Genomic DNA, 22,748 nt, shown 5'->3' on the forward strand with positions numbered 1-22,748 from the left:
GGCGGGCCCGACCAACAACCCGACCGACAGCCGGGCGGACAGCCCGATCGACAGCCGGGCGGGGGGCCCGGCCGACAGCCGACCAAGCTGTCCCGGGCTCGGCTCAACCCGATGCAGGGCCCAGCCAAGCTGTACTGAACCCGGCCGACGGCTAGGCTCGCGCCCGACGACACAGCACACAGCACCGCCGTAATCGGGAGAAAGCCACACCATGGCCAAGAAGCGACCCCAGACCAAGGCCGGGAAGCCGCAGCTCAGGGACGGAGAGATCCCCGTGGTCGGGGCCCGCGAGCCCTGCCCCTGCGGATCTGGCCGCCGCTACAAGGCCTGTCACGGCCGGGCCGCCGCGCACGCCGTGACGGAGCTGGTCCAGCGCCCGTTCGAGGGACTGCCCGGCGAGTGCGACTGGGTGGCCCTGCGCGAGTTGGTGCCGGCCGCGACCGCCACGCTCACCCTCAAGGGTGGGCTGCCCGAGGACGTGCCGTCGGTGACACTCGCGACCGTACTGCCGATGGCCTGGCCCGCCCTGCGCCGTGACGACGGCTCTGTCCTGCTCGGCCTGCAGAACGACACCTCGTCCGGCGACCTCAGCCGCGATCTGGCCGACACCCTGCAGCGCGCGCTTGTCGCCGAGCCCGGCACCCCGGTCGCCGCCCAGAGGGTGCCCGCCGACGGTGTGCGGCTGCAGGAGCTGCTCGACGCGGACGCCGACTTCGAGCCGACCGTCCACTCCGGCTTCGAGTTCTGGGTCCCGGACTCCGCGGGAAGCGCCACGCCCGAGGTGTCCGCATCGCTGGAGCGCGCGAACGCCGCCGCGATCCCGACAGTGAAGCTCTCCAGCGTCGAAGCCGCGTACTGGTGCGAGACGCCGGAGAAGAACCACCTCCGCTGGGTCATGCCGCACCCCGAGGAGCACCTCCTGGACGCGCTTGCCCGGCTGCACGCCGCCGGTGCCTCCTCGATCGGCGAGGGGACCAGGCTGGTCGGATCCTTCCGTGCGCACGGGCTGATGGTCCCGGTCTGGGACCTGCCGAGCTCGATGGGTGCCGAGGAGTGCGAGAAGCCGGCCGCCGAGCTCGTCGAGCGGCTCGCGAAGGCTCTCGCGACCGACGGGCCGCTGACCGCGGAGGAGCGCCGGGCGCGCGGCGGGCTCACCAACCGCCAAGTCACCCTCAGCTGAGAGTGATGTTTTCTGTCGACCGATAGGTGACCCCAGTCACAACTCGCCCTATGGGCAGGTAAATCCCTGTCCGAATACCCGAGATCGAATTTGCGAACTGCCGATCTCTTGTTACCGTTCTAGAAGCCCGGTCGCTGGTGCATCCCCCGTCGCCAGCGACCGGGCGCTTCCATTTCTACGGAATGGTTCGTTCCGTCAACGGACCGCAGGCGACGCGGAGTTGCTCCCGGACCGCAGGAGCAGCGGCCCCTCTCCGACCTCGTCGGCAGTTGCGAACTCCGCCACCGCGGAATACTCCGCTACAGCCCCACGAGAGGCCTCACGGGGCGTTTCGCAGACGTCCGGCTCGTCCCCCACCTCGACCACGCAGTTGATCTGCAGTGTGCGCCCGCCGGGTCCCATCAGAGTGAGCAGGGAAGTCAATTCCTCGCCTGTGGCATTGCGGTAGTACGTACGCGCCCAGGTGTCGCGCCCCTCGGTAAGCACGCAGGTCTGGGCTTCGACCCCGTCGGGAGAGGCGAGTTCCGGCCCACATTGCGCAGATGTGTGCGGGGCAGTGGGCCCGCTCACGCCGACGGCTGGGGACGCGCCGGGCCCGGGCAGCAGACCCGGCTCGGGCTTCGGCCTCGCCTCCTCCCCGAGAGCGGGAGCGGGGTCGGGCGCGGGAACGGGTGCGGAAAGGGCCCCCGGCCCCGGCCGGAGTCCTCCCCCAGAGCCTTCGGCCCGGGAGGTACCCCCAACCGGTCCTGCGGAGGCGGCCAGCGGCAGCAGCCCGGTGAACACCACGACGGCGGCGAGCCCGATCATGCGGAGATTCATGGGCCCACCTGCCGACTGCGCGGGAATTCTGACGGTGGGCCGAAGATATCCACCCAATGTCGCCGCCAGTGGGGCCCCGCGCCCAATTCCCGCACAACTCGGGCCGACCCCTACCCGTACGAGTGACAGAGCCGGCCCGGATCAAGAGAGGGATCGAGGGCCCGCGATACCGCGGGCCCTGTGCGCACGTTCAGTACGCGAGGCGGCTGCCGCCGTCCGGTGCGCTGGTGCTCGCCTCGACCAGCGCGTCCACCACCGCCTCCACACCCGGCAGCCAGGGAGCCGCGGATCCCGGCAGCGGCGCGCGCTCCCAGCGCACCTGGCCAGTCCCCGTCTCGGAGGGCGGCAGCACCAGATAGCCGCCCTCGCCGTGGAAGCGCAGCGAACTCGGCACGCAGTCCTTGACGAAGAGCAGTTCGCCGAGCTCCTCGAGGGTGTACGGAGCCACCAGGAGCGACCAGCGCGTGGGCGTCGCGACAACGGGCCCGAGTCGCATGCCCATCCGGTCGAGCGCCGACAGCGCACGCGCCCCGGCAACCGCGGGCAGGCTCACCGCGCACGGTGCGTGCCCTCCGGTGGCCAGCATGATCGGAGCGGTGGGCCGGTTGGTCCACCACCAGCGCACCATTCGCTCGTCGGTCGTCGCCGCCAGGATTCCGGGGTCGAAGGGGTGCGCGCCGGGTACGACGCACTCGGGGTCGGGGCAGGCGCAACCGCGCCCGCCGTCACCGCGACTTCCGGCCGCCTTGAGTCCCACACCGGGGAGTACCGGCCATTGCCACTCGACGGCGCAGGTGAGCGCCGCTTCGAGCTGTACAGGCCCCCTCTTGCGCCGGAACCCGAGCCTGCGTCGCCTTCCGAGGATCTCGCGCATGAGCGCTCGTTCCTTTCCGTTGAACGCCGAGGTCCACATCACAACTGTGTGCAGCTCTTCACTGTGCGTACAAGTCGGCGCATCACCGCCCCTTGCCGGTGGCATGGGCGACCCCCCGCTTCGCCTGCGACAGGATCGCCGCCCGGGGGCCGAACGTGGGCTGTAGTCCATTAAACGCGTGGCGAGGGGTGGCGCGCGCCTGGCGCTTGCTGTCCCGCTGAACTTTCCCCGCCACTCGGGGATGGGGCGCGGCCTCCGGCTGCTAAGACGCCCGGGCCCGCCGCCAGGTTCCGGGGCGGTCCCAACTGCCCCTGGCCATCACCGTTTACGTACCCATCACGCTTGGAATGACGCCCTACTGACCGCCCTCAGTCGACCCCAATCAACCGCCATAGGGTGCATTTTTCAGCCAAGTTAACAGTCTCGTAGACACCACCAATCCCACTGGGGCAATGCTGGACATCCCCTTACGTGTGCGTGTACATGTGGATGCATTGATAGCCGCGCAGAATGACATGGGGGTTTGCGATGCTATTGAGCGAAACGCACCAGTCGGAAAGCCGGCTGCCATGAGCGCCCCTCACCTGCCGAAAGTGGCTGGAATCGATTCAGCGGTTCCCGCTCCGGCGCACACTCCCTCCCCCCTGCCCGCCCTTCCTGCTTCAGCGGCCCCTCCCGGCGCGGTGATTCAGGACCGGCTGGCCGGCTGGGTCTCCGACCTGACCACCCTCCACGAACTCACCGAACGCCTGGCCAGAACCGCTTCGCTCGACGACGCCCTCCATGAACTGCTGCGCGCGGGAGCCGCCCTGGTCGGCGCCCGCCGCGGCATGGTCGTCCTCGAACCCGCGCCGGGCTCCTGGCGGGCCGACTGTTTCGAGCCCGACCACGGCCCCGCCCTCACCAAGGGCCTCGGGCTCACCCATGCCGAACTTGGCCATATCGAGACAGTCCCGCGCGGCGCGACGGCGTACGGCAGGATCCTGGACGGTCGGCTCCCCGACGGGCAGCCCGGTCCGGGCGGCCTCCCGCAGGCCGTCGCCCACCCCGACCTGCTCGGCGAAGAGACCCTCGACCCCCGCCACCGCGACGTCGTCGTCCGCCTCGGCTATGCCGCCAGTTACACCCAGCCGCTCGCCTCCGAAGCGGCAGGTACGCTCGGCGCCGCCGTCTGGATGTACGACGAGCCCGCCGCGCCTGTGGAGCGTCAGTGCCATCTCGTGGGGCTCTATATGCGCTACGCCACCGAGCATCTGGCCCGGCTCCTCGAGCTGGAACACGCCCGCGCCACCGTGACGACCGTCGCCGAGGAACTCCTGCCCAGTCGGCTGCCCCGGGTGCCGGGCGTCCAGCTCGCCGCCAGGCACCGCACAGGACCGCACGGCGGCGGCGACTGGTACGACGCGCTGCCGCTGCCGGAAGGCGCGCTGGGACTGGCCGTTGGTTCGGTCAGCGGCTCCGGGCCGAGCGCACTGGCCGCGATGGGGCGGCTGCGGGCATCCCTGCGGGCGTACGCCGTGATGGAGGGCGAGGACCCCGTCGCCGTACTGTCCGATCTGGAGCTGCTGCTGCGGCTGACCGAGCCGGCCAGGACCGCCACCGCGCTCTTCGCGTACGCCGAGCCGGCCAGGAGGAAGATCGTGCTGGCGGGGGCGGGGCACACACCGCCGTTGGTGGTCGGCGAGCGGCGCACCGAGTTCGTCGAGACATCCCTGTCGGCCCCCCTGGGGATGCTCGCCTGCTGGGAGGCGCCGAGCGTGGAGCTTTCGCCCGAGCCAGGAGAAACGGTGCTGCTGTACACGGACGGACTGCTGCGGCGTACCGGAGATCCCATGGACCGGGCCTTCGCGCGGCTGCACGCGGCGGCGGCGAGCGTGCCGAAGGCCGTACGCCACGACCCGGCGTCGATCGCCGACCATGTGCTGCGCACAGTGCTTCCGGAGGGTCTGGACGAGGCCGACAGCGGTGAGGACGTGGTGCTGCTCGCCGCCCGTTTTGACTGACATCCCCCACGTTTTCCACAGGGCACCGGGCGGTCTTCCCGTCGCACATACGATGGAAGCCGGTCCAGTGTCGTATCGAGGAGAAGACGTGGCTGAGGAGCTCACCCCGGAGACCCCGGAAGAAGAAGAGCAGCCAATCAAGCAGCGCAAGAACGGCCTGTACCCGGGCGTGTCCGACGAGCTCGCCGAGAACATGACGACCGGCTGGGCCGACACCGAGCTGCACGATCTGCAGCCCATCGCCCAGGCCTCGCACACCGCCGCCCGCCGTGCCGCGCTCTCGGCGCGTTTCCCCGGTGACCGCCTGGTGATCCCGGCGGGCAATCTGAAGACCCGCTCCAATGACACCGAGTACGCCTTCCGCGCCTCGACCGAGTACGCGTACCTCACCGGCGACCAGTCCGAGGACGGCGTCCTGGTCCTGGAGCCGCACGGCGAGGGCCACCGCGCCACCATGTATCTGCTGCCCCGCTCCAACCGTGAGAACGGCGAATTCTGGCTTTCCGGCCAGGGCGAGCTGTGGGTCGGCCGCCGCCACTCCCTCGCCGAGGCCGAGCAGCTGCTGGGCATTCCCGCCAAGGACGTACGCGAACTGCCCGAGCAGCTGCGCCAGGCGACCGGACCGGTCCGCGCCGTGCGCGGACACGACGCCGACATCGAGGCCGCCCTGACCGACAAGGTCACCGCGGAGCGCGACGAGGAGCTGCGCGGATACCTCTCCGAGGCGCGTGCCGTGAAGGACGAGTTCGAGATCGGCGAGCTGCAGAAGGCGTGCGACTCCACGGCGCGCGGTTTCGAGGATGTCGTCAGGGTCCTGGACAAGGCCGAGGCGACCAGCGAGCGCTACATCGAGGGCACCTTCTTCCTGCGCGCCCGCGTCGAGGGCAATGACATCGGCTACGGCTCGATCTGCGCGGCCGGACCGCACGCCACCACCCTGCACTGGGTGCGCAACGACGGCCCGGTCCGCTCCGGCGAGCTGCTGCTGCTGGACGCAGGCGTGGAGACCCACACCCTCTACACCGCCGACATCACGCGCACGCTGCCGATCAACGGCCGCTTCAACGATCTCCAGCGCAAGATCTACGACGCGGTGTACGAGTCGCAGGAGGCGGGCATCGCGGCCGTGAAGCCGGGCGCCAAGTACCGCGACTTCCACGACGCCGCACAGCGTGTGCTTGCCGAGAAGCTCGTCGAGTGGGGTCTGCTCGAAGGACCGGTGGAGCGCGTGCTGGAGCTGGGTCTGCAGCGCCGCTGGACCCTGCACGGCACCGGCCACATGCTCGGCATGGACGTCCACGACTGCGCCGCCGCGCGCACCGAGGCGTATGTCGACGGGACGCTGGAGCCGGGCATGTGCCTGACCGTGGAGCCCGGGCTCTACTTCCAGGCGGACGACCTGACGGTGCCGGAGGAGTACCGCGGCATCGGCGTCCGGATCGAGGACGACATCCTGGTCACAGAGGACGGCAACCGGAATCTGTCGGCGGCGCTGCCGCGGCAGGCCGACGAGATCGAGGCCTGGATGGCCTCGCTCAAGGGCTGACCCCCGGACATACGAGGAACACGGCGGAGGGCGCGCGGCTCAGGACCTCAGGTGTTCTCAGGAGATCTCAAGAAATCTCAGGAGACCTCAGGAGACCTTGAGCAGCGCGTCCTCCCGCCATTTCAGGATCTTGTCGAAGCTGACCACCGCGCCGTGCCCGGGCCGGTTGCGGAAGTGGACATGGTCGGCGAGCTGCTCGATCAGACAGAGTCCGCGGCCGCTCTCGTCGGTGAGCGCGGCCTGCGGCGCGGCGTAGGCGCACCCGCCGCGCCTGGTGGGAAAGCCGGGGCCCGAATCGGCCACTTCGATACGGCACTTCTCGCCGTCCAGATACGCCGTGACGCGGTATGCGGAGGCTTCGCCGGAGCCCTGGCCGCCGCCGTGCTCCACGGCGTTCGCACAGGCTTCGCTGAGCGCGACCGACAGATCGTAGGAGATGTCGGGATCGACGCCCGCGGTCTCCATGGTGCCGAGCAGCAGGCGCCGGGCGAGCGGGACGCTCGCGGCTTCGCGCCGCAAGTGGAGAGACCACCAGATGCTCATGCTCCAGCCTCCTGGCTGCGGCTCGACATACCGATACGTATTGCCGCAAGACGCGGTCCGTAAGCACACAGTTGACGTGATTGCGCTCATTCGGCGGACGCGCGCGGCTCGCGCGGCGATGTATGTCGCCAAAGGGGATCTTCCGGACCTGCCGTACGGCCGCTCCCACCGCAGTGCGATGATGACCCGGCCATGTCGTCCATCCCCGTTGCACGCGCCGGAGCCGGTCTGCGGCTGCTGAGGGCCGCGGTGTTCACCGCGGTCTGCGTCGTGCTGTCCGCGACGGGACATGTGCTGGCCGCCTGTGCGGCCGTGCCCCGGTGGACTCTGGCGGCAGGCTTCATCGGGGTGTTCGCGCTGGTCGCGCCGTTCGCCGGGCGGACGCGCTCGCTGCCGTCCATCGCCGTCGCGCTGACCGTCGGACAGGTCGCTCTGCACGCCCTGTTCGGGGTCGGACAGCACCGGTTGCAGCTGGCCCCGGCGGCCGACGACGCGCTGATCAGAATGGCCGCGAAGCTGGTGTGCGGGGCGGGCGCAGCGTCGCTGAGCCCCGCGGACGCCCGGCGGATCGTCACCACCGCGGGCATCACCCCGCCGGGGCACGGCACCCACGACCATATGGCGCAGACCGTCACCGCTTCGCCTCAGCTGCTGCCCAGCCTCCCCATGCTGCTCGGGCATCTGCTGGCCGCGCTCGCGACCGGCTGGCTGCTGCGGCGCGGGGATCTCGCGCTCGTACGGCTGGCCCGGCTGTCGGCGGACTCGGCCCATGAGGTGGCCCAGACGGCGTGGCTGCGTTCGCTGCGCGCCGCGCTCGCTCTCGTACGGGCGCTGCGAGCCGGTCTCTCGGGGGCGCCCACGGTGGATCCGCGCGCTCCCCGGACGTCGTGCGACCCTCCCGCGCCGGCCGCCGGGGAGGCGCTCCAGCACACGGTGATCAGGCGCGGGCCTCCCGCGGACCTCGCTCTCGCAGCCTGACGCGGCCCACTCGACGGGAGTGGCGCCGCGGTGTCGGCGCACCCCTGTGTGCGCGGCGCACATCCGCCTCCCATGAACCGTGGAGTGTCCTCTGCCATGAACGTTTCCCGCATCGCTGTCGCGACCGGTATCGCCGCCTCCTCCGTGCTGCTCCTGTCCGGCACCGCCTTCGCGCACGTCAGCGTGCAACCGCAGGGCGAGGCCGCCAAGGGCGGCTACGCGACGGTCAACTTCAAGGTCCCCAACGAGCGCGACAACGCCTCGACCGTGAAGCTCGAAGTCACCGTCCCCACCGACCACCCGCTGTCGTCCGTGATGCCCCAGCCCGTGCCCGGCTGGAAGGTCGAGGTCACCAAGTCGAAGCTGGCCAAGCCGCTCGAGGTGCACGGCAAGCAGATCACCGAGGCGGTCTCCAAGGTCACCTGGACCGCGGACGGTTCCAAGATCGCCCCTGGCCACTTCCAGCAGTTCCCGGTCTCGCTCGGGCGGCTGCCCGAGGACACCGACCAGTTGGTGTTCAAGGCGATCCAGACGTACGACAACAAGGAGGTCGTGCGCTGGATCGAGGAGACCAAGGAGGGCGCTGAGGAGCCCGAGTCCCCCGCGCCGGTCCTGAAGCTGTCCGCGGCCACCGAAGATCACCACGGCGGCGGCGCCGCGGACGCGGCCGCCAAGGACGGCAAGGACGCCAAGAACGCCGGGCACGACGAGAACGAGAAGACCGAGGCCGCGTCCGACGACAGCAGCGACAACACGGCGCGCATCCTGGGCATCGTCGGCATCCTCGTCGGCGCCGCAGGCGTCGCCTTCGGCGTCCTGGCCGGACGCCGCCGCACCTCCTGACGCGCCGCCTGACGGTCCGTACACCACATTTGGGACATTTCTCCATGCGCAAGAAGACTTTGTCCACGGCCGCGCTCGTCGTGGCCGCCGGACTCATCCTGTCCGCCTGCTCGGGCGGCGACGACTCCGCCAAGGGGCCCGTCGCCGATATCTCCGCCCAGGCGAACCGGCCGGCGACCTTGCTCGACCAGCCGTACGCCAAGCCGAACCTCGTCCTCACGGACACCCACGGCAAGAAGTACGACCTGCGTGAGCGGACCAAGGGCAAGCCGACGCTGATCTACTTCGGCTACACGCACTGCCCCGATGTCTGCCCGCTGACGATGAGCAACATCGCCATCGCCAAGAAGCAGCTCCCCAAGGCCGACCAGGACAAACTCCAGGTCGTCTTCGTCACCACCGACCCGGAGCGGGACACCCCGGCCGAGCTCGCCAAGTGGCTGCCCAGCGCGGGCGACCCGTCGTTCACCGGCCTCACCGGCGACTTTTCTACGATCCAGTCCGGCGCACGCCAGATGGGCATCGGCATCGACCCGCCGAAGAAGGAGAAGGACGGCACGGTCGTCTCCATGCACGGCGCGCAGGTCATCGCGTTCTCCCCGAAGACCGACAAGGGCTATGTGCTGTACGGCGAGGACACGACGGTGGACGACTACGCCAAGGACCTGCCGAAGCTCGTCCGCGGGGAGAACCCGTGAACCGCCGCGCAACCACCGCCCCCGCCCCCGCGCTCGCCTCGGTCATAGCCCTGACCGTGGGGCTGGCGCTGACGGGTTGTTCCACCTCGTCGGACAACGGGCCCGAGTTGAAGGTCAGCGGCGCGTTCATGCCGCAGCCCGTGGGTGACGACATGGCGGCCGGGTTTCTGACCGTGCAGAACAGCGGAGGCGGCGCGGACAAACTCACCTCCGTCACCAGCGACATCTCGGACGACATCACGATCCACGAGTCGAAGAACCAGAAGATGCAGGAGGTGAAGGCCTTCGACGTGCCTGCGGACGGCGAGCTCGATCTCGAACGCGGTGGAAACCACATCATGTTCATGAAGCTCAAGCAGAAGCCGAAGCAGGGCGAGAAGGTCGCCGTGGAGCTGCGTTTCGAGAAGTCCGGCCCGATCAAGGTCGAACTTCCCGTGAAGGAGCCCACGTACAACCCGATGAAGCACTGAGCACCGAGGGACTGATCACGCCATGACAGCCACCGCCCCGCGCTTCGGCCCTTCCCCCGTCCGGCTGCTACTCGCCGCGGCCGTGCTCATCGGCACGCTTCTCGGCGCACTCCTGGCCGGCGCGAGTCCCGCTTCGGCGCACGCCGCGCTGACCGGGAGCAACCCGAAGGACGGGGCGGTGGTCGCCACCGCCCCCAAGGACGTCACGCTCACTTTCTCCGAGCAGGTCGCCATGGGGAACGACTCGATCCGGGTCCTCGAACCCAACGGCAAGCGCTCCGACAAGGCGAAGATCCGTGATCTGAGCACCGGTGGCACGGTCAGCTACGGCGTCGATCTGCTGCCCGGTCTGCCCAACGGCACGTACACCGTGGCCTGGCAGGCCGTCTCGGCCGACAGCCATCCCATCTCCGGGGCTTTCACCTTCTCGATCGGAGCGCCCTCCAAGATCACTGTCGCCCTGCCCGAGAGGGAGGCCGGCGGAGGCGTCGTCGGCGTCCTCTACGACATCGCGCGCTACGCCTCGTACGCGGGCTTCGTGCTGCTGGCAGGCGGCGCGGCCTTCGTGCTCCTGTGCTGGCAGCGCGGCGCTTCCGTCCGCCCGCTGCAACGCCTCGTCGTGCAGGGCTGGGTGACACTCACCGCGGCCACCCTCGCGACGCTCCTGCTGCGCACCCCCTATACCGGCTCCGGAAAACTGGCCGACGCCTTCGACCTCGGCGGTCTGCGGGACGTTCTGGAGACCAAGACCGGGGCGGCGCTGATCTCCCGGCTGCTGCTGCTCGGGGCGGCCGCGCTGTTCGTCGCCGTGCTCTTCGGGGCGTACGCGAAGCGCGAGGACGAAGCCGAGAAGAAGGACCTCACCTTCGGTCTCGCCATCGGCGGCACGGTCGTCGCGGCCGGGATCGCCGGGACCTGGGCGCTGTCGGAACATGCGTCGACCGGCATCCAGCCGGGGCTCGCGATGCCCGTGGACGTGGCTCATCTACTGGCCGTGGCCACCTGGCTGGGCGGGCTCGCGGCGCTGCTGACCGCGCTCTACCGAGCGCCGTCGATCGAGCGGGCGGCGGTGCGGCGGTTCTCCAGGGTCGCGTTCATCAGCGTCGTCGTGCTCGCCGCGACCGGGCTCTACCAGTCCTGGCGGCAGGTCGGTTCGTGGTCGGCGCTGACCGGAACGTCGTACGGACAGCTGCTGCTGGTCAAGGTGGGGCTGGTCGTCGTCATGGTCGGTGCCGCGTGGATCTCGCGACGGTGGACGGCGCAGCTCGGGGAGCCGACGGCGGTGGCGACCGAGGCGACGGCGGGGGTGACGGAGGCGACGGAGGCGACGGAGGCGACGGAGGCGACGGAGGCCAACGCCGAGGAAGCAGAGGAAGCGGCAGACTCGTCGGACCCCGAACGGGCCACTCAACTCGCCCGCCAGAAGGCCGCGGTGGCCACTGCCCAGAAGAAGAAGGCACGGGACGCCGACCCCTCGCGTTCCGGACTGCGTCGATCCGTGCTGGCGGAGGCGGGTGTCGCGGTGGTGCTCCTGGCCGTGACCACCGTGCTGACAACCACCGAACCGGGCCGTACGGAAGAAGAGGCTGCCCGGTCCGGAGGTGCCCAGGCGGCCGCTCCCGCACCCGCCGGTCCCACCGAGCTCAAGCTGCCCTTCGACACCGGCGGCCAGAACGGCAAGGGGACGATCCGGCTCAGCCTCGATCCGGCCACCTCCGGCGCCAACGAAATGCACCTGTGGATCTACAACCCGGAATTGAAGCCGATGGACGTGCCCGAGGTGAAGGTTTCCTTCACCCTCAAGGCCAAGCAGATCGGCCCGCTGCCGATCACCCCCGACCGCCTCACCACCGGACACTGGAGCGCGGGCGCGGTCCAGATACCGATGCCGGGCGAGTGGCAGGTCCAGGTGACCGTGCGGACCTCCGACATCGATCAGACCACCGTCGACAAGAACGTGAAGATCGGCTGACGTACCGTGAGTGACTCCGTGAAAGATCCCGTGCACGACCCCGTGAGTGCCCCAGTGAGTGCCGCAGTGAGCGACCTCGCGAGCGACAGCGACATCTCGAGGCGGCGACTGCTCGGCACCGTCGGCGCGGCGGGCGCGACCGCGCTGGTGCTGGGGGCTGCGGGCGGCGCCGCCGCGCACGCGGCTGCCTCCGGCGACGCCCCTACCGCGCTGACGACGGTCGGCTCGACCGGCATCGCATTCCACGGCGAGCACCAGGCGGGCATCACCACGCCTCTGCAGGCCCGCGGCCATCTGATCGCCTTCGACCTCGCGCCGGGAGCGGGCCGCAAGGAAGCCGCCGCGCTGCTGCGCCGGTGGTCCACGCTCGCTGCCGAACTGATGGCGGGCCGGGCGGGCGGCGATACGGGCGTCGCGCTGGACGCCGGGCCCTCGTCGCTGACGATCACCTTCGGCTTCGGCCGCACCTTCTTCGACCGTACGGGGCTGGTGGCGCAGCGCCCACCGGAGCTGGACCCGCTGCCCGCCTTCTCCTCCGACCAGCTGGACGCCAAGCGCAGCAACGGCGATCTGTGGGTGCAGATCGGCTCGGACGACGCCCTGGTCGCCTTCCACGCGCTGCGCGCCGTCCAGAAGGCGGCGGGGGAAGCGGCCCGGGTGCGCTGGCAGATGAACGGGTTCAATCGTTCGCCGGGGGCCACGGGCAAGCCGATGACCGCCCGCAATCTGATGGGCCAGGTCGACGGCACACGCAATCCCAAGCCGTCCGAGGCCGACTTCGACCGGCGGATCTTCGTCCCGTCCGGGACCGAATACGCGTGGCTGGCGGGCGGCTCCTACGCCGTCGTACGCAGGATCCGGATGCTGCTCGACGACTGGGAGAAGCTCTCGCTGAAGAAGCAGGAGCTGGTCATCGGCCGGCGCAAGTCCGACGGCGCGCCGCTGACCGGCGGCACCGAGACGACCGAGCTCGCGCTCGACAGGACAGGGCCCGACGGGAAGCTGGTGATCCCCGACAACGCCCATGCCCGGATCTCCGCGCCGGAGCAGAACGGCGGTGCCGCGATGCTGCGGCGGCCGTTCTCGTTCCACGACGGGATCGGCCCGGACGGTACGCCGGACGCGGGCCTGCTCTTCATCTGCTGGCAGGCCGATCCGCTGCGCGGCTTCGTACCCGTACAGCGCAAGCTCGACCGAGGCGATGCGCTGTCGCCGTTCGTCCGGCACGAGGCGAGCGGACTGTTCGCGGTGCCGGGCGGGTCCAAGGAGGGCGAGTACGTGGGGCAGCGGCTTCTGGAGTCGTGAATCATTGCGGCCCATTAGGGTGACGGTATGTCGGCCACGCGCTACACGTATCTCGGTCCCGAGGGCACCTTCACCGAAGCCGCCCTGCGCACGCTCCCCGAAGCCGCCACCCGGGAACTCGTCCCCATGGTGTCCGTACCGGCGGCGCTCGATGCCGTACGCAACGGGGAAGCCGCTGCCGCCCTCGTACCGATCGAGAACTCCGTGGAGGGCGGCGTCACCGCCACCCTCGACGAGCTGGCCTCCGGCGAGCCGCTGATGATCTACCGCGAGGTGCTGCTGCCCATCGCCTTCGCGCTGCTGGTACGGCCGGGCACCAAGCTGTCCGAGGTGAAGACGGTGACCGGGCACCCGGTCGCGCAGCCGCAGGTCCGGAACTGGCTGCGGAACAACCTGCCGGACGTCCTGTGGGAGTCGGCAGCCTCGAACGCGGACGGCGCGCGGCTGGTGCAGGAGGGGCGGTACGACGCGGCCTTCGCGGGCGAGTTCGCGGCGGCGACGTACGGGCTCGAGCCGCTGGTCACCGAGATCCATGACGCGGAGAACGCGGAGACCCGCTTCGTACTGGTGGGCCGGCCCGCCAGGCCCGCGGCACCGACCGGCGCGGACAAGACGTCGGTGGTCATCTGGCTGGGCGACGACCACCCGGGTGCGCTGCTCGAACTGCTGCAGGAGTTCGCGGTGCGCGGGGTCAACCTGATGCTGATCCAGTCGCGGCCGACGGGCGCGGGGATCGGGAACTACTGCTTCGCCGTGGACGCCGAGGGCCATATCGCGGACCGGCGGGTGGGCGAGGCGCTGATGGGGCTGAAGCGGATCTGTCCGAAGGTGCGGTTCCTCGGTTCGTATCCGCGGGCGGGTGTGGCTGTGGGGGACGTACGGGAGCTGCGCGCGGGGACGTCGGACGCGGAGTTCACGGCGGCGTCGGACTGGCTGGCGCGCTGCCAGGACGGCCGCGCCTGAGGCGAACGGCCGCGCCTGAGGGGACTGGGAGGCCTACGGGCCCGGTCCTACCTGCAGATTTTCGTTATCCACAGGACTTATCCACAGGCGTGCTTCTCGACCTGGGGACAAGTCGACAACACAAGCCGACATGGTCGACAAATCTGCTCACTCGCCCCACTTCCGTCCATAGGGCCGCAGGGCGCCCCCTGTCACCTCAATTCCATTGATCAACTCTTTAGAGCGAGGAATTCCCACCCGAATGAGTGTGTGAGGTGGGTTTGGATGGGGAACCCTCCGGCCCGCGCACAACCCTGAAAACGATCTTTTCCGTGGTTTTCCGCGGTCCACAGATCTCACGCACAGCCTGTGGATAACCTTGCGAGAAGCTGCATCCCTGTGGACAAGGGGAGCTCAGCCCCCATCCCCCAAAGGGTGTGGGTCAATGCGACCCCTCACCCCATGCCCCATTTCGGCGAATAGCGTCGTGTTTATTGACGCTTGCCCGCTCAATCGACAACCGATTTACCGACCTCTATCCAATTCCGGCAATTCGAGTAATCCGGACAAAATTACACGCAAGGCAATATCGGGTGGGGTGCCGTCAGTCCGCACCGGTAGCCTGGTGGGGTGATTGACCTTCGCCTGCTCCGTGAGGACCCCGACCGTGTTCGCGCCTCCCAGCGCGCCCGTGGAGAGGACGTCGCCCTCGTCGACGCCCTGCTCTTGGCCGATGAGCGGCGCAGGTCGTCCGGCCTCCGCTTCGACGAGCTGCGCTCCGAGCAGAAGCAGCTCGGCAAGCTCATCCCCAAGGCCTCTCCCGAAGAGCGAGCCGAGCTGCTGAAGAAGGCCGAGCAGCTGAAGGCCGACGTCAAGGCGGCTGATGCCGCGCAGGACGAGGCCGACGAAGAGACCAGGCGGTTGCTGCTCCAGCTGGGGAACATCGTCCATGAGGACGTTCCGGTCGGCGGCGAGGAGGACTTCGTCGTCCTCGAGACGCACGGCACGGTCCGCGACTTCGGCGCCGAGGGCTTCGAGCCCAAGGACCACCTGGAGCTCGGCGAGGCGCTCGGCGCCATCGACGTCGAGCGCGGCGCCAAGGTGTCCGGCTCGCGCTTCTACTACCTGACGGGTGTCGGCGCGCTGCTCGAGCTCGCACTCGTCAACGCCGCGATCGCGCAGGCCACCGAGGCCGGCTTCATCCCGATGCTGACCCCGGCGCTGGTCCGCCCGCGCGCCATGGAGGGCACCGGCTTCCTCGGCCAGGCCGCGGAGAACGTCTACCACCTGGAGAAGGACGACTACTACCTGGTCGGCACCTCTGAGGTCCCGCTCGCCGCGTACCACATGGACGAGATCATCGAGGCCGACAAGCTGCCGCTGCGGTACGCCGGCTTCTCGCCGTGCTTCCGCCGCGAGGCAGGGACGTACGGCAAGGACACCCGCGGAATCTTCCGGGTGCACCAGTTCGACAAGGTCGAGATGTTCTCGTACGTCGCTCCCGAGGACGCGGAGGCCGAGCACAAGCGGCTCCTGGACTGGGAGAAGCAGTGGCTGACGGGCCTGGAGCTGCCGTTCCAGGTGATCGATGTGGCGACCGGCGACCTCGGCGCGTCGGCCTCGCGCAAGTACGACTGCGAGGCGTGGATCCCGACCCAGGGCAAGTACCGCGAGCTGACCTCCGCGTCGAACTGCGACAGCTTCCAGGCGCGCCGCCTGTCGGTCCGGATGCGCGACGGCAAGAAGGTGCAGCCGCTGGCGACACTGAACGGCACACTGTGCGCCGTACCGCGCACGATCGTGGCGATCCTGGAGAACCACCAGCTGGCAGACGGTTCGGTGCGGGTGCCCGAGGTACTCCGTCCGTACCTGGGTGGCCGTGAAGTGCTGGAGCCGGTCGCCAAGTGACGTTCCCTTACCGGCTCGTCGCGACCGATCTCGACGGCACGCTGCTGCGTGGCGACGAAACGGTCTCGGAGCGCACGCGCGACGCCCTCGTCGCGGCCACCGCGGCGGGCGCCGCGCACATCATCGTCACCGGACGGGCCGTTCCGTGGACCCGGCACATCCTGGACGACCTGGGGTACGACGGCCTCGCGGTCTGCGGCCAGGGCGCGCAGGTCTACCACGCGGGCGAGCACCGGCTGCTGACGTCCGTGACGCTGGACCGGCAGCTGGCCGGTCTTGCGCTCTCCAAGATCGAGGCGGAGGCCGGCCCGCTGGCGCTGGCCGCGAGTCGCGACGGGCTCGACGGCGAGGTGCTGGTCGGCGCCGGCTACCGGGTCCAGGAGAGCCCGCTGCCGGTTGTGGCGTTCGAGGACCCGTCCGAGCTGTGGTCCGCGCCGATCAACAAGGTCTACATCCAGCATCCGGGGCTCGACGACGACGCGCTGGCGAAGGTGGCCAGGGCGACGGTCGGAAGCCTGGTGGACGTGGTGATGGCGGGCCCGGGCGTGGTGGAGATCCTGCCGCTGGGACTGAGCAAGGCGACGGGGCTGTCGCTGGCGGCGCGACGGCTTGGGCTGCGGGCTGCGGACACGATCGCGTTCGGTGACATGCCGAACGACATCCCGATGTTCGGGTGGGCGGCGCACGGGGTGGCGATGGCCAATGCGCACGAGGAGCTGAAGGCCGTGGCACACGAGATCACGGCGTCGAACGAGGACGATGGCATCGCGGTGGTGCTGGAGCAGCTTCTTCAGGGCTGACGCGCTGCGGTGTCTCGGTGCTGCGGTGTCGCGGTGCTGCGGAGGATGCGCGGATCGAACGCGCGCGGGGCTTTCGGCCCCGACGACGGCTTAGCAAGCCGCTGCCTTACCACTCGGCCAATCCTCCGGGAGGGGGCGGCCCGCGCGGATGCGCGCTCGAAGCGGCCGCCCCCGGGCAGCTGCCTGCGGGCGGCTTCGCGGAGTGGTCGGTGGCTACTCCGCTGCCTGCCCGGCGCTGCCCTGCTGGGAGCTCGACGGACTCGCACTCGTACTCTCGGTCATCGCCGCGCTCCTCTCCCGGTCGGTGGCGTCGGTCGCACTGGCGTGCGCCGACTCAACTACTGTGCCCCGGGCGGCCCTTCGGTGCCACTGGTTTTCGAGTCGGGTCACCTCTCGGTCATGACGCGTGCTCCTGCCCCGCGCCTCGTACGACATTGAGGTTGAAGGTGTACGTGCCGAGGGCGGCGGCCACGCCGAGGAACAGCAACGCGAGGTGTTCCTGGCCGCGGGCGGTGGTGATCCCGCCCAGGTCGAGCTGCGACGAGGACGGCCAGCCGAGGTCGCCCAGCACCGCGGCGACCTGTGCCTTCGCTCCGGCGTCGGCTCCGGAGAGGAAGACTGTGCTGGGGCCGACGAGCGCGTCGGGGGCGGCCATGAGGGAAGCGTCCATGGTGCAGAGGCTCTTGACGACCTTGGTGTCCGGGAGCGCCTGCTGAATCTGTTCGCCGATGCTGGAGTTGGGGTGGGCCAGCTCCATGCTGTCGGTGAGGCCGACGGCGATGTCGAGGAGGACCTTTCCGGCGAGCTGAGGGGCAAGGACTTGGAGCAGGGCGAGGGATTCGGTGCCGGGCGTGGCGTTGACGACGATGTCGCCGTGGGAGGCGGCCTCGGCGAGGGTGACGACGGGAAAGTCCAGATGCTTTCGGTTGTCCGGTTCGCGCGAGCCCAGCACGACGTCATGACCGGCGGCGGCCGCTCCGGCCGCCACTGCCCTCGCGACATGGCCTGTGCCGAGAAATCCGAGTTTCGTCATGTGCGTGACGCTAGGCGGGGCGGCAGGCGCTCCGTATCGGGCGCTGGAACCAGGCGGGGCCTGGGCAGGGCCTAGGGCTGGAGGGCCAGGTGCTCGCGGCCCGCGACCGGAGGGTGCGTCAAGGCGCGGACCGCGAGCCGGGATCAGCGGCGCTTACGCCGCCGGCTGCGCTGCAGCTCCCTCAGCTGGTGGGCGAAGTCGTCCATCCTCCTGTCCATCCGGCGCTCCATCCGCCGCATGTCGTCGGAGAGATCGCAGAGCCGGTTGCTCATCGCCCCGACGACCTGATTGGTGGCGTCGAGCCGCCGGTCGAGACGGTCGAGCCGCACCGAGATCCCGTGGATCACGGGGCCGAGTTCCTGGAGCGCGTGTCCGACAGTGTCCAGGTTCGCCTCGACCTTGGTGACGCGTCGGTCGAGGGATGCGTAACTCTGGCGCCAGCCCCCTGCCTCCTCGGCATCGAGGAGATACATGCGGACGCAGCGGGCGATGTCGCTGTCGCGAAGGAGCATCGCGATGTTGAGCACGGTCCGGCGGGTGTAGAGCCGGAGGTGTGCGCGCCCCTGTGGATAACTCTCCTTTGAAGTGTTCAAATTGAACACTTCAAAAGACTGCAGCTCAGAGCCCTTGAGTGTGATCATCCCGCTGGCTTCGAGCTCGTCCCGATGGCGCCTGGCAATGCTGTGCACAGTGCCCCTGTGGACCTCGAAGTAGCGCGCGACACCCTCCGTGGTGACGTGCGTTCCGTCCGGGAGCATGACAAGCGCCTTCACCTTGTCCAGGACTTCGACACGCCCCTGGTGCTCGTCGCGCATCGCGCGCGACTCGAGCAGGGCGACTTCCGATGGCATGAAAATGCCTTCCGTTCGCAAAACCGATCATGGACGGCCCTCCTCCCCGGGCTTCAGGGGTGGAGGTCGGCTCACGGTGCTACTCACCCAGTGACCGGCCCGGCTTTCGATCCGGCACCGGCAATCCCCAGTTTCACGAACTCTCGTCGCCACGAACTCCAGTTGCCTCCACGCACAGTGGACAACGAACCGATAAACGTACAGTTACGCGGATACGCGTCAACCCCCGCCCACCGGACAGGGGTTGACACCGAGGAGACACGGACCCCGCCGCCTCACTCCTCCCCGGCGAGCTTCAGCACCCTCAGCTTCTGCCCCGCGTACCACGTCGCCACCACCGTGACCCCCGCCAGCAGCGCCACCGCCAGCGGCAGCCCCACGTCCGAGCCGATCAGGCCCTCCCCGCCGATCTTCTCGGCGAGCGACAGCGACCACTGCTGGACGCTCAGCGTGCGCGCCCCCGGCACCAGGCTGCCGAACAACGTCTCCCACACCAGCGCGTAGACGAGTCCGATCACCACCGCATGCCTGCTGACCGTCCCGAGCAGCAGGAACAGCGCGCTGTACGCGATCGACGCGACCAGCGCCGCCACGGTGTACGCCACCGCGACCTGCTGGCCGTTGCCGTTCAGGATGAATCCGGCGATCAGCGTGGGCACCGCCGAGAAGGCCATCGTGATCGCGATGGCCACGATCAGTTTCGTGACGATGATCGTCGGCCGCTTCACCGGCTTGGCCAGCAGATAGACGATCGACCCGTCGTCGATCTCGGGCCCGATCGACCCGGTGCCCGCGATCACGCCGATCAGCGGCACCATCGTGGCGATGGCGAACCCGCCCAGGACATCGGCGGCGACCTGGTCGTCCACGCCGTTGAAGCTCCGTACCGCCGCCGCGATGAGCAGCAGCAGTCCGGGCAGTACGAACAGGATCGCTGCCCGGCGCCTGCCGAGCACGGCCCGATAGGTGAGCCGGGCGACTGTGGGGTTGTACATCTGCGTCACAGCTCCTTTCAGGCCGCTACGAGGTAGGAGAAGACCGACTCGAGGGACTCGTCCGAGGGCGAGACCGTGAGCAGCCGGATGGAGTGCTCGCGGGCGACCCGCGGCAGCAGTTCGGTGAACCGGCCGAAGTCGACGGCCTGGATGCGCAGCGCACCCTCGGCCAGGTCGACCTCGATGCCCGCCGTCGACGGGTCGGCGATCAGGGCCGCGGCGAGCGCCCGGTCGTCGCTGGACCGTACGAGATAGCGGTGCGGCCGGTCCGTCATCAGTCGGCGGATCTTGCGGAAGTCGCCCGAGGCGGCGTGCCGGCCGGCCACGATCACCTCGATGTGGGAGGCGAGTTGCTCGACCTCCTCCAGGATGTGGGAGGAGAAGAGGACCGTACGGCCTTCGCCGCCCATCCGGCGCAGCAGGTCCATCAGCTGCATCCGCTGGCGCGGGTCCATGCCGTTGAAGGGCTCGTCGAGCAGCAGCACGGACGGCTCGTGCACCAGCGCCGATGCCATCTTCACGCGCTGCCGCATGCCCTTGCTGTACGTAGCGATCTTGCGGTCCTGCGCGTACTCCATCTCGACGGTGGCCAGCGCGCGCTGGGCCTCCCTGGCGCCCAGGCCGTGCAACTCGGCGTTGGCAACCACGAATTCGCGGCCGGTGAGGAAGTCGTACATCGCTTCCCGCTCCGGTACGACGCCGATCTGCCGGTATACGGACTCATTGCGCCAGATCGTCCGACCGTCGAGCGTGACGCTTCCCGTCGAGGGGGCGAGGAAACCACCCATCATGTTGATGAGCGTGGACTTTCCGGCGCCGTTGGGGCCGAGCAGACCGGTGACGCCCGGGCCGATCGTCATGGTCACATCGTTGACGGCCACGACATTCCCGAACCACCGCGAGGTGTGCTCGATGTTGATGGTGGTCACAGCCCGACCTTTCGGTAGCGGCGCATCAGTACGGCGTACGAGCCGAGGACGAGCGCAGTAACGACGAGCAGATAGGCCACGCCCGCACCGGCTCCCGGTCCCGCCTCGCCCGGGAAGGCCGAGGTCGCGCCGAGGAATGCGGTCTGTACGCCGTCGATGAGCGTGACCGGCGAGAAGAGGCCGAGCCACTTGATCGCTCCGGGCGATCCGGTCTCCCAGGCGATCGCCTGGACGGTGGAGACGGCGCCGTACGTGATGGTCAGTGTCGCGATCACGGCGGCGACGCCGAAGCCGCGGCGCGGTGTGAGCGCGGCCATCACCAGGCCGAGGCCGCCGAAGAGTACGGAGAGGAGTGCCACAGAGACCATGCCCTGCGCGAAGCCCTTCGTCTGGTCCGCGAAGTCCATCTTGGCGAGCAGCGAGCCGATGTAGAGGATGCCCAGCGGCGCCGCGGTGAGTACGAACAGCGCCGAGGCCATCGCCCCGTACTTGGCCAGGACGTAGTCGATGCGCTCGATCGGGCGCGAGAAGTACAGCGGCACCGTCTTGAAGCGCAGATCGCGGGAGACGGACTGCGGGGCCTGCGCGGCCAGGAAGAGGCCGATGACCGCCTGGGTGACGATCGCGTAGCGGGTGTAGTCGAGGGGGAGGTCGTTGAGCTTCGTGGCGACGGCGACCGCGACGATGATCGCCGCGGGCAGGCACATCACCGCGAAGAGGATCATCGGCAGCACCTTGGACTTGGCCGAGCGGCCGAGTCCGTAGGCGCCGCGCAGCGACTGCGAGTAGAGGGAGCGGCGCGCGTACGCACGGCCGAGCCGCGGGCCTTCGTAGTTCCGGTATCCGATGTTGTGGATCCGGGTGGTGTCCTTCTGGATCCCGGTGGTCTCGATGCTCATCGCGCCTGCACCTCCATGGGCTGTGCCGCTGCCTCCGGACGGAAGACCTCCGCGATGTGGTGGCGGCGCTGTTCCATCCGTACGAGTCCGAGGCCGAGCCCGGCGACGGTGTCGCGTACGACGTCGTACGTCTCCTCGCCCGTCGCCTCGATGAGCAGGATGTGGCCCGCGCCGGGCAGACCGTCCTCCACGCGCGCGTGGAGCGTGATTCCGGCGGCGGCAAGTGCCTTACGGAGCACGGCGGTGCCGTCGGGATGCGTGTCCGTGTCGGTGACCTCGACCGCGAGCGTCGCGGTGGTCTGGGTGAAGTCGCTGGTGGAGCTGGAGCGCAGCAGGGCGCCGCCGTCGATGACGACGACATGGTCACAGGTGCGCTCGAGCTCGCCGAGGAGGTGCGAGGTGACCAGGACCGAGATGCCGAAGTCGGTGTGGACGCGGCGGATCAGGCCCAGCATCTCGTCGCGGCCCACCGGGTCGAGGCCGTTGGTCGGCTCGTCCAGAAGGACCAGCTTCGGGTCGTGGACTAGGGCCTGCGCGAGTTTGACGCGCTGCTTCATGCCGGTCGAGTAGCCGCCGATGGGGCGGTACCGCTCCTCGTAGAGGCCGACATGGCGCAGGGTGTCAGCGGTGCGCTCGCGGGCGGCCGTCGGCGGCAGCCCGGACATGCGCGCCATATGGACGACGAACTCGGTGGCCGAGACGTCGGGCGGCAGGCAGTCGTGCTCGGGCATGTACCCCACCTGTTCGCGGATGGCGGCGCCGCTCGTGGCGACGTCGAGGCCGAGCACCGCGGCCCGGCCTTCCGTGGCGGGGGACAGACCCAGCAGGATCTTGATCAACGTGGACTTGCCGGCTCCGTTGGCGCCCACCAGTCCGGTCACACCGGGTCCGATGTCCAAGGAGAGCCGGTCAAGCGCGGTCACCCTGGGGAACCGCTTGCTCAGGCTTTCGGTCGCGATCACAGTCACATTTCGAAGGTAGTGGCGCACGACACATGGGGCGTCAGCCCTGGCGGCTGGATCGGTGTCCGACTCGAGAGGTACGGACCCGTAGGGGGCAGCGACGAAAGAACGGCGGCGAGGCTGTCCACAGGCCGGTTGTCCACAGGTGTCGGTTGTCCACAGGTGATGCACAACCCTTGACGCAGCCGCCGTGCATTG

21 protein-coding genes and 1 tRNA gene are annotated in these 22,748 nt (G+C 69.5%); 12 read left to right on the forward strand and 10 right to left on the reverse strand.

All coding sequences use genetic code 11. The annotated features are described in order from the left end of the window. The first annotated feature begins 211 nt into the window (after window positions 1–211). Complete coding sequence (locus ACZ3H8_RS14885) at window positions 212–1,180, forward strand: DUF5926 family protein (RefSeq protein WP_467401633.1); 969 nt, start codon at window positions 212–214, stop codon at window positions 1,178–1,180. A 195-nt stretch (window positions 1,181–1,375) separates the two neighbouring features. Here the strand turns inward: ACZ3H8_RS14885 and ACZ3H8_RS14890 are convergent, their stop codons facing one another. After that, window positions 1,376–1,999: a hypothetical protein gene (locus ACZ3H8_RS14890; protein WP_467401635.1), complete on the reverse strand. Its 624-nt coding sequence runs from the start codon at window positions 1,997–1,999 to the stop codon at window positions 1,376–1,378. Window positions 2,000–2,189: 190 nt separating this feature from the next. Continuing rightward, entirely contained in the window at window positions 2,190–2,873 is a 684-nt protein-coding gene (locus ACZ3H8_RS14895; RefSeq protein ID WP_467401638.1) for a bifunctional DNA primase/polymerase, read from the reverse strand. A gap of 452 nt (window positions 2,874–3,325) precedes the next feature. Here ACZ3H8_RS14895 and ACZ3H8_RS14900 point away from each other — a divergent pair, with 452 nt between their 5' ends. Together ACZ3H8_RS14900 and ACZ3H8_RS14905 are read left to right on the forward strand one after the other, a co-directional pair. Then, window positions 3,326–4,876, forward strand: a complete 1,551-nt coding sequence (locus tag ACZ3H8_RS14900; protein WP_467401641.1) for a PP2C family protein-serine/threonine phosphatase — start codon at window positions 3,326–3,328, stop codon at window positions 4,874–4,876. A gap of 88 nt (window positions 4,877–4,964) precedes the next feature. After that, window positions 4,965–6,422 (forward strand): aminopeptidase P family protein, encoded by a 1,458-nt coding sequence (locus tag ACZ3H8_RS14905; RefSeq protein WP_467401643.1) that lies wholly within the window; start codon window positions 4,965–4,967, stop codon window positions 6,420–6,422. Window positions 6,423–6,509: 87 nt separating this feature from the next. Here ACZ3H8_RS14905 and ACZ3H8_RS14910 read toward each other — a convergent pair whose 3' ends face one another. Beyond that, complete coding sequence (locus ACZ3H8_RS14910) at window positions 6,510–6,965, reverse strand: ATP-binding protein (RefSeq protein WP_467401646.1); 456 nt, start codon at window positions 6,963–6,965, stop codon at window positions 6,510–6,512. A gap of 192 nt (window positions 6,966–7,157) precedes the next feature. Here ACZ3H8_RS14910 and ACZ3H8_RS14915 point away from each other — a divergent pair, with 192 nt between their 5' ends. The 9 genes from ACZ3H8_RS14915 to ACZ3H8_RS14955 all read left to right on the forward strand — a co-directional run bounded on the left by ACZ3H8_RS14915 (window position 7,158) and on the right by ACZ3H8_RS14955 (window position 16,881). Continuing rightward, window positions 7,158–7,943, forward strand: coding sequence for a hypothetical protein (locus ACZ3H8_RS14915; RefSeq protein ID WP_467401648.1), 786 nt, complete (start codon window positions 7,158–7,160; stop codon window positions 7,941–7,943). A 96-nt stretch (window positions 7,944–8,039) separates the two neighbouring features. After that, window positions 8,040–8,786 carry a YcnI family copper-binding membrane protein gene (locus ACZ3H8_RS14920; RefSeq protein ID WP_467401651.1) on the forward strand — a complete coding sequence of 249 codons (747 nt, stop codon included), beginning with the start codon at window positions 8,040–8,042 and terminating at the stop codon, window positions 8,784–8,786. A 44-nt stretch (window positions 8,787–8,830) separates the two neighbouring features. Then, window positions 8,831–9,484 carry an SCO family protein gene (locus ACZ3H8_RS14925; RefSeq protein ID WP_467401653.1) on the forward strand — a complete coding sequence of 218 codons (654 nt, stop codon included), beginning with the start codon at window positions 8,831–8,833 and terminating at the stop codon, window positions 9,482–9,484. Beyond that, window positions 9,481–9,954, forward strand: coding sequence for a copper chaperone PCu(A)C (locus ACZ3H8_RS14930; RefSeq protein WP_467401655.1), 474 nt, complete (start codon window positions 9,481–9,483; stop codon window positions 9,952–9,954). The genes ACZ3H8_RS14925 and ACZ3H8_RS14930 overlap by 4 nt, the downstream gene beginning before the upstream one ends. A gap of 22 nt (window positions 9,955–9,976) precedes the next feature. Beyond that, a complete protein-coding gene (locus tag ACZ3H8_RS14935) occupies window positions 9,977–11,926 on the forward strand; it encodes a copper resistance CopC/CopD family protein (protein ID WP_467401657.1) in 1,950 nt (649 codons plus the stop codon). Window positions 11,927–11,992: 66 nt separating this feature from the next. Further along, window positions 11,993–13,231, forward strand: a complete 1,239-nt coding sequence (gene efeB / locus ACZ3H8_RS14940) for an iron uptake transporter deferrochelatase/peroxidase subunit (protein WP_467401660.1) — start codon at window positions 11,993–11,995, stop codon at window positions 13,229–13,231. A 27-nt stretch (window positions 13,232–13,258) separates the two neighbouring features. Beyond that, the gene (gene pheA, locus ACZ3H8_RS14945) at window positions 13,259–14,194 is read left to right on the forward strand and encodes a prephenate dehydratase (RefSeq protein ID WP_356225891.1); all 936 of its coding nucleotides are present in this window, start codon (window positions 13,259–13,261) and stop codon (window positions 14,192–14,194) included. Window positions 14,195–14,803: 609 nt separating this feature from the next. After that, complete coding sequence (gene serS / locus ACZ3H8_RS14950; RefSeq protein WP_467401662.1) at window positions 14,804–16,081, forward strand: serine--tRNA ligase; 1,278 nt, start codon at window positions 14,804–14,806, stop codon at window positions 16,079–16,081. Continuing rightward, window positions 16,078–16,881 carry an HAD family hydrolase gene (locus tag ACZ3H8_RS14955; RefSeq protein WP_467401665.1) on the forward strand — a complete coding sequence of 268 codons (804 nt, stop codon included), beginning with the start codon at window positions 16,078–16,080 and terminating at the stop codon, window positions 16,879–16,881. Before serS ends, ACZ3H8_RS14955 begins: the two co-directional genes overlap by 4 nt. A 39-nt stretch (window positions 16,882–16,920) precedes the next feature. Here ACZ3H8_RS14955 and ACZ3H8_RS14960 read toward each other — a convergent pair. From ACZ3H8_RS14960 to ACZ3H8_RS14990, 7 genes are all read right to left on the reverse strand, one after another. After that, window positions 16,921–17,008: transfer RNA gene (locus ACZ3H8_RS14960), tRNA-Ser, on the reverse strand. 270 nt (window positions 17,009–17,278) lie between these two features. Then, complete coding sequence (locus ACZ3H8_RS14965; RefSeq protein WP_467401667.1) at window positions 17,279–17,914, reverse strand: NADPH-dependent F420 reductase; 636 nt, start codon at window positions 17,912–17,914, stop codon at window positions 17,279–17,281. A 143-nt stretch (window positions 17,915–18,057) separates the two neighbouring features. After that, on the reverse strand, window positions 18,058–18,765 hold the full coding sequence (locus ACZ3H8_RS14970) for a hypothetical protein (protein ID WP_467401670.1): 708 nt from the start codon (window positions 18,763–18,765) through the stop codon (window positions 18,058–18,060). A gap of 275 nt (window positions 18,766–19,040) precedes the next feature. Continuing rightward, complete coding sequence (locus ACZ3H8_RS14975; protein WP_467401671.1) at window positions 19,041–19,760, reverse strand: ABC transporter permease; 720 nt, start codon at window positions 19,758–19,760, stop codon at window positions 19,041–19,043. Between the two features lie 17 nt (window positions 19,761–19,777). After that, the gene (locus ACZ3H8_RS14980) at window positions 19,778–20,689 is read right to left on the reverse strand and encodes an ABC transporter ATP-binding protein (RefSeq protein ID WP_467401673.1); all 912 of its coding nucleotides are present in this window, start codon (window positions 20,687–20,689) and stop codon (window positions 19,778–19,780) included. Next, window positions 20,686–21,588 carry an ABC transporter permease gene (locus ACZ3H8_RS14985; RefSeq protein WP_467401676.1) on the reverse strand — a complete coding sequence of 301 codons (903 nt, stop codon included), beginning with the start codon at window positions 21,586–21,588 and terminating at the stop codon, window positions 20,686–20,688. The genes ACZ3H8_RS14980 and ACZ3H8_RS14985 overlap by 4 nt, the downstream gene beginning before the upstream one ends. Further along, window positions 21,585–22,550 carry an ABC transporter ATP-binding protein gene (locus ACZ3H8_RS14990; RefSeq protein ID WP_307665897.1) on the reverse strand — a complete coding sequence of 322 codons (966 nt, stop codon included), beginning with the start codon at window positions 22,548–22,550 and terminating at the stop codon, window positions 21,585–21,587. Before ACZ3H8_RS14990 ends, ACZ3H8_RS14985 begins: the two co-directional genes overlap by 4 nt. Window positions 22,551–22,748 lie beyond the last annotated feature (198 nt).

This window comes from Streptomyces sp. NPDC002868 (assembly GCF_055563295.1).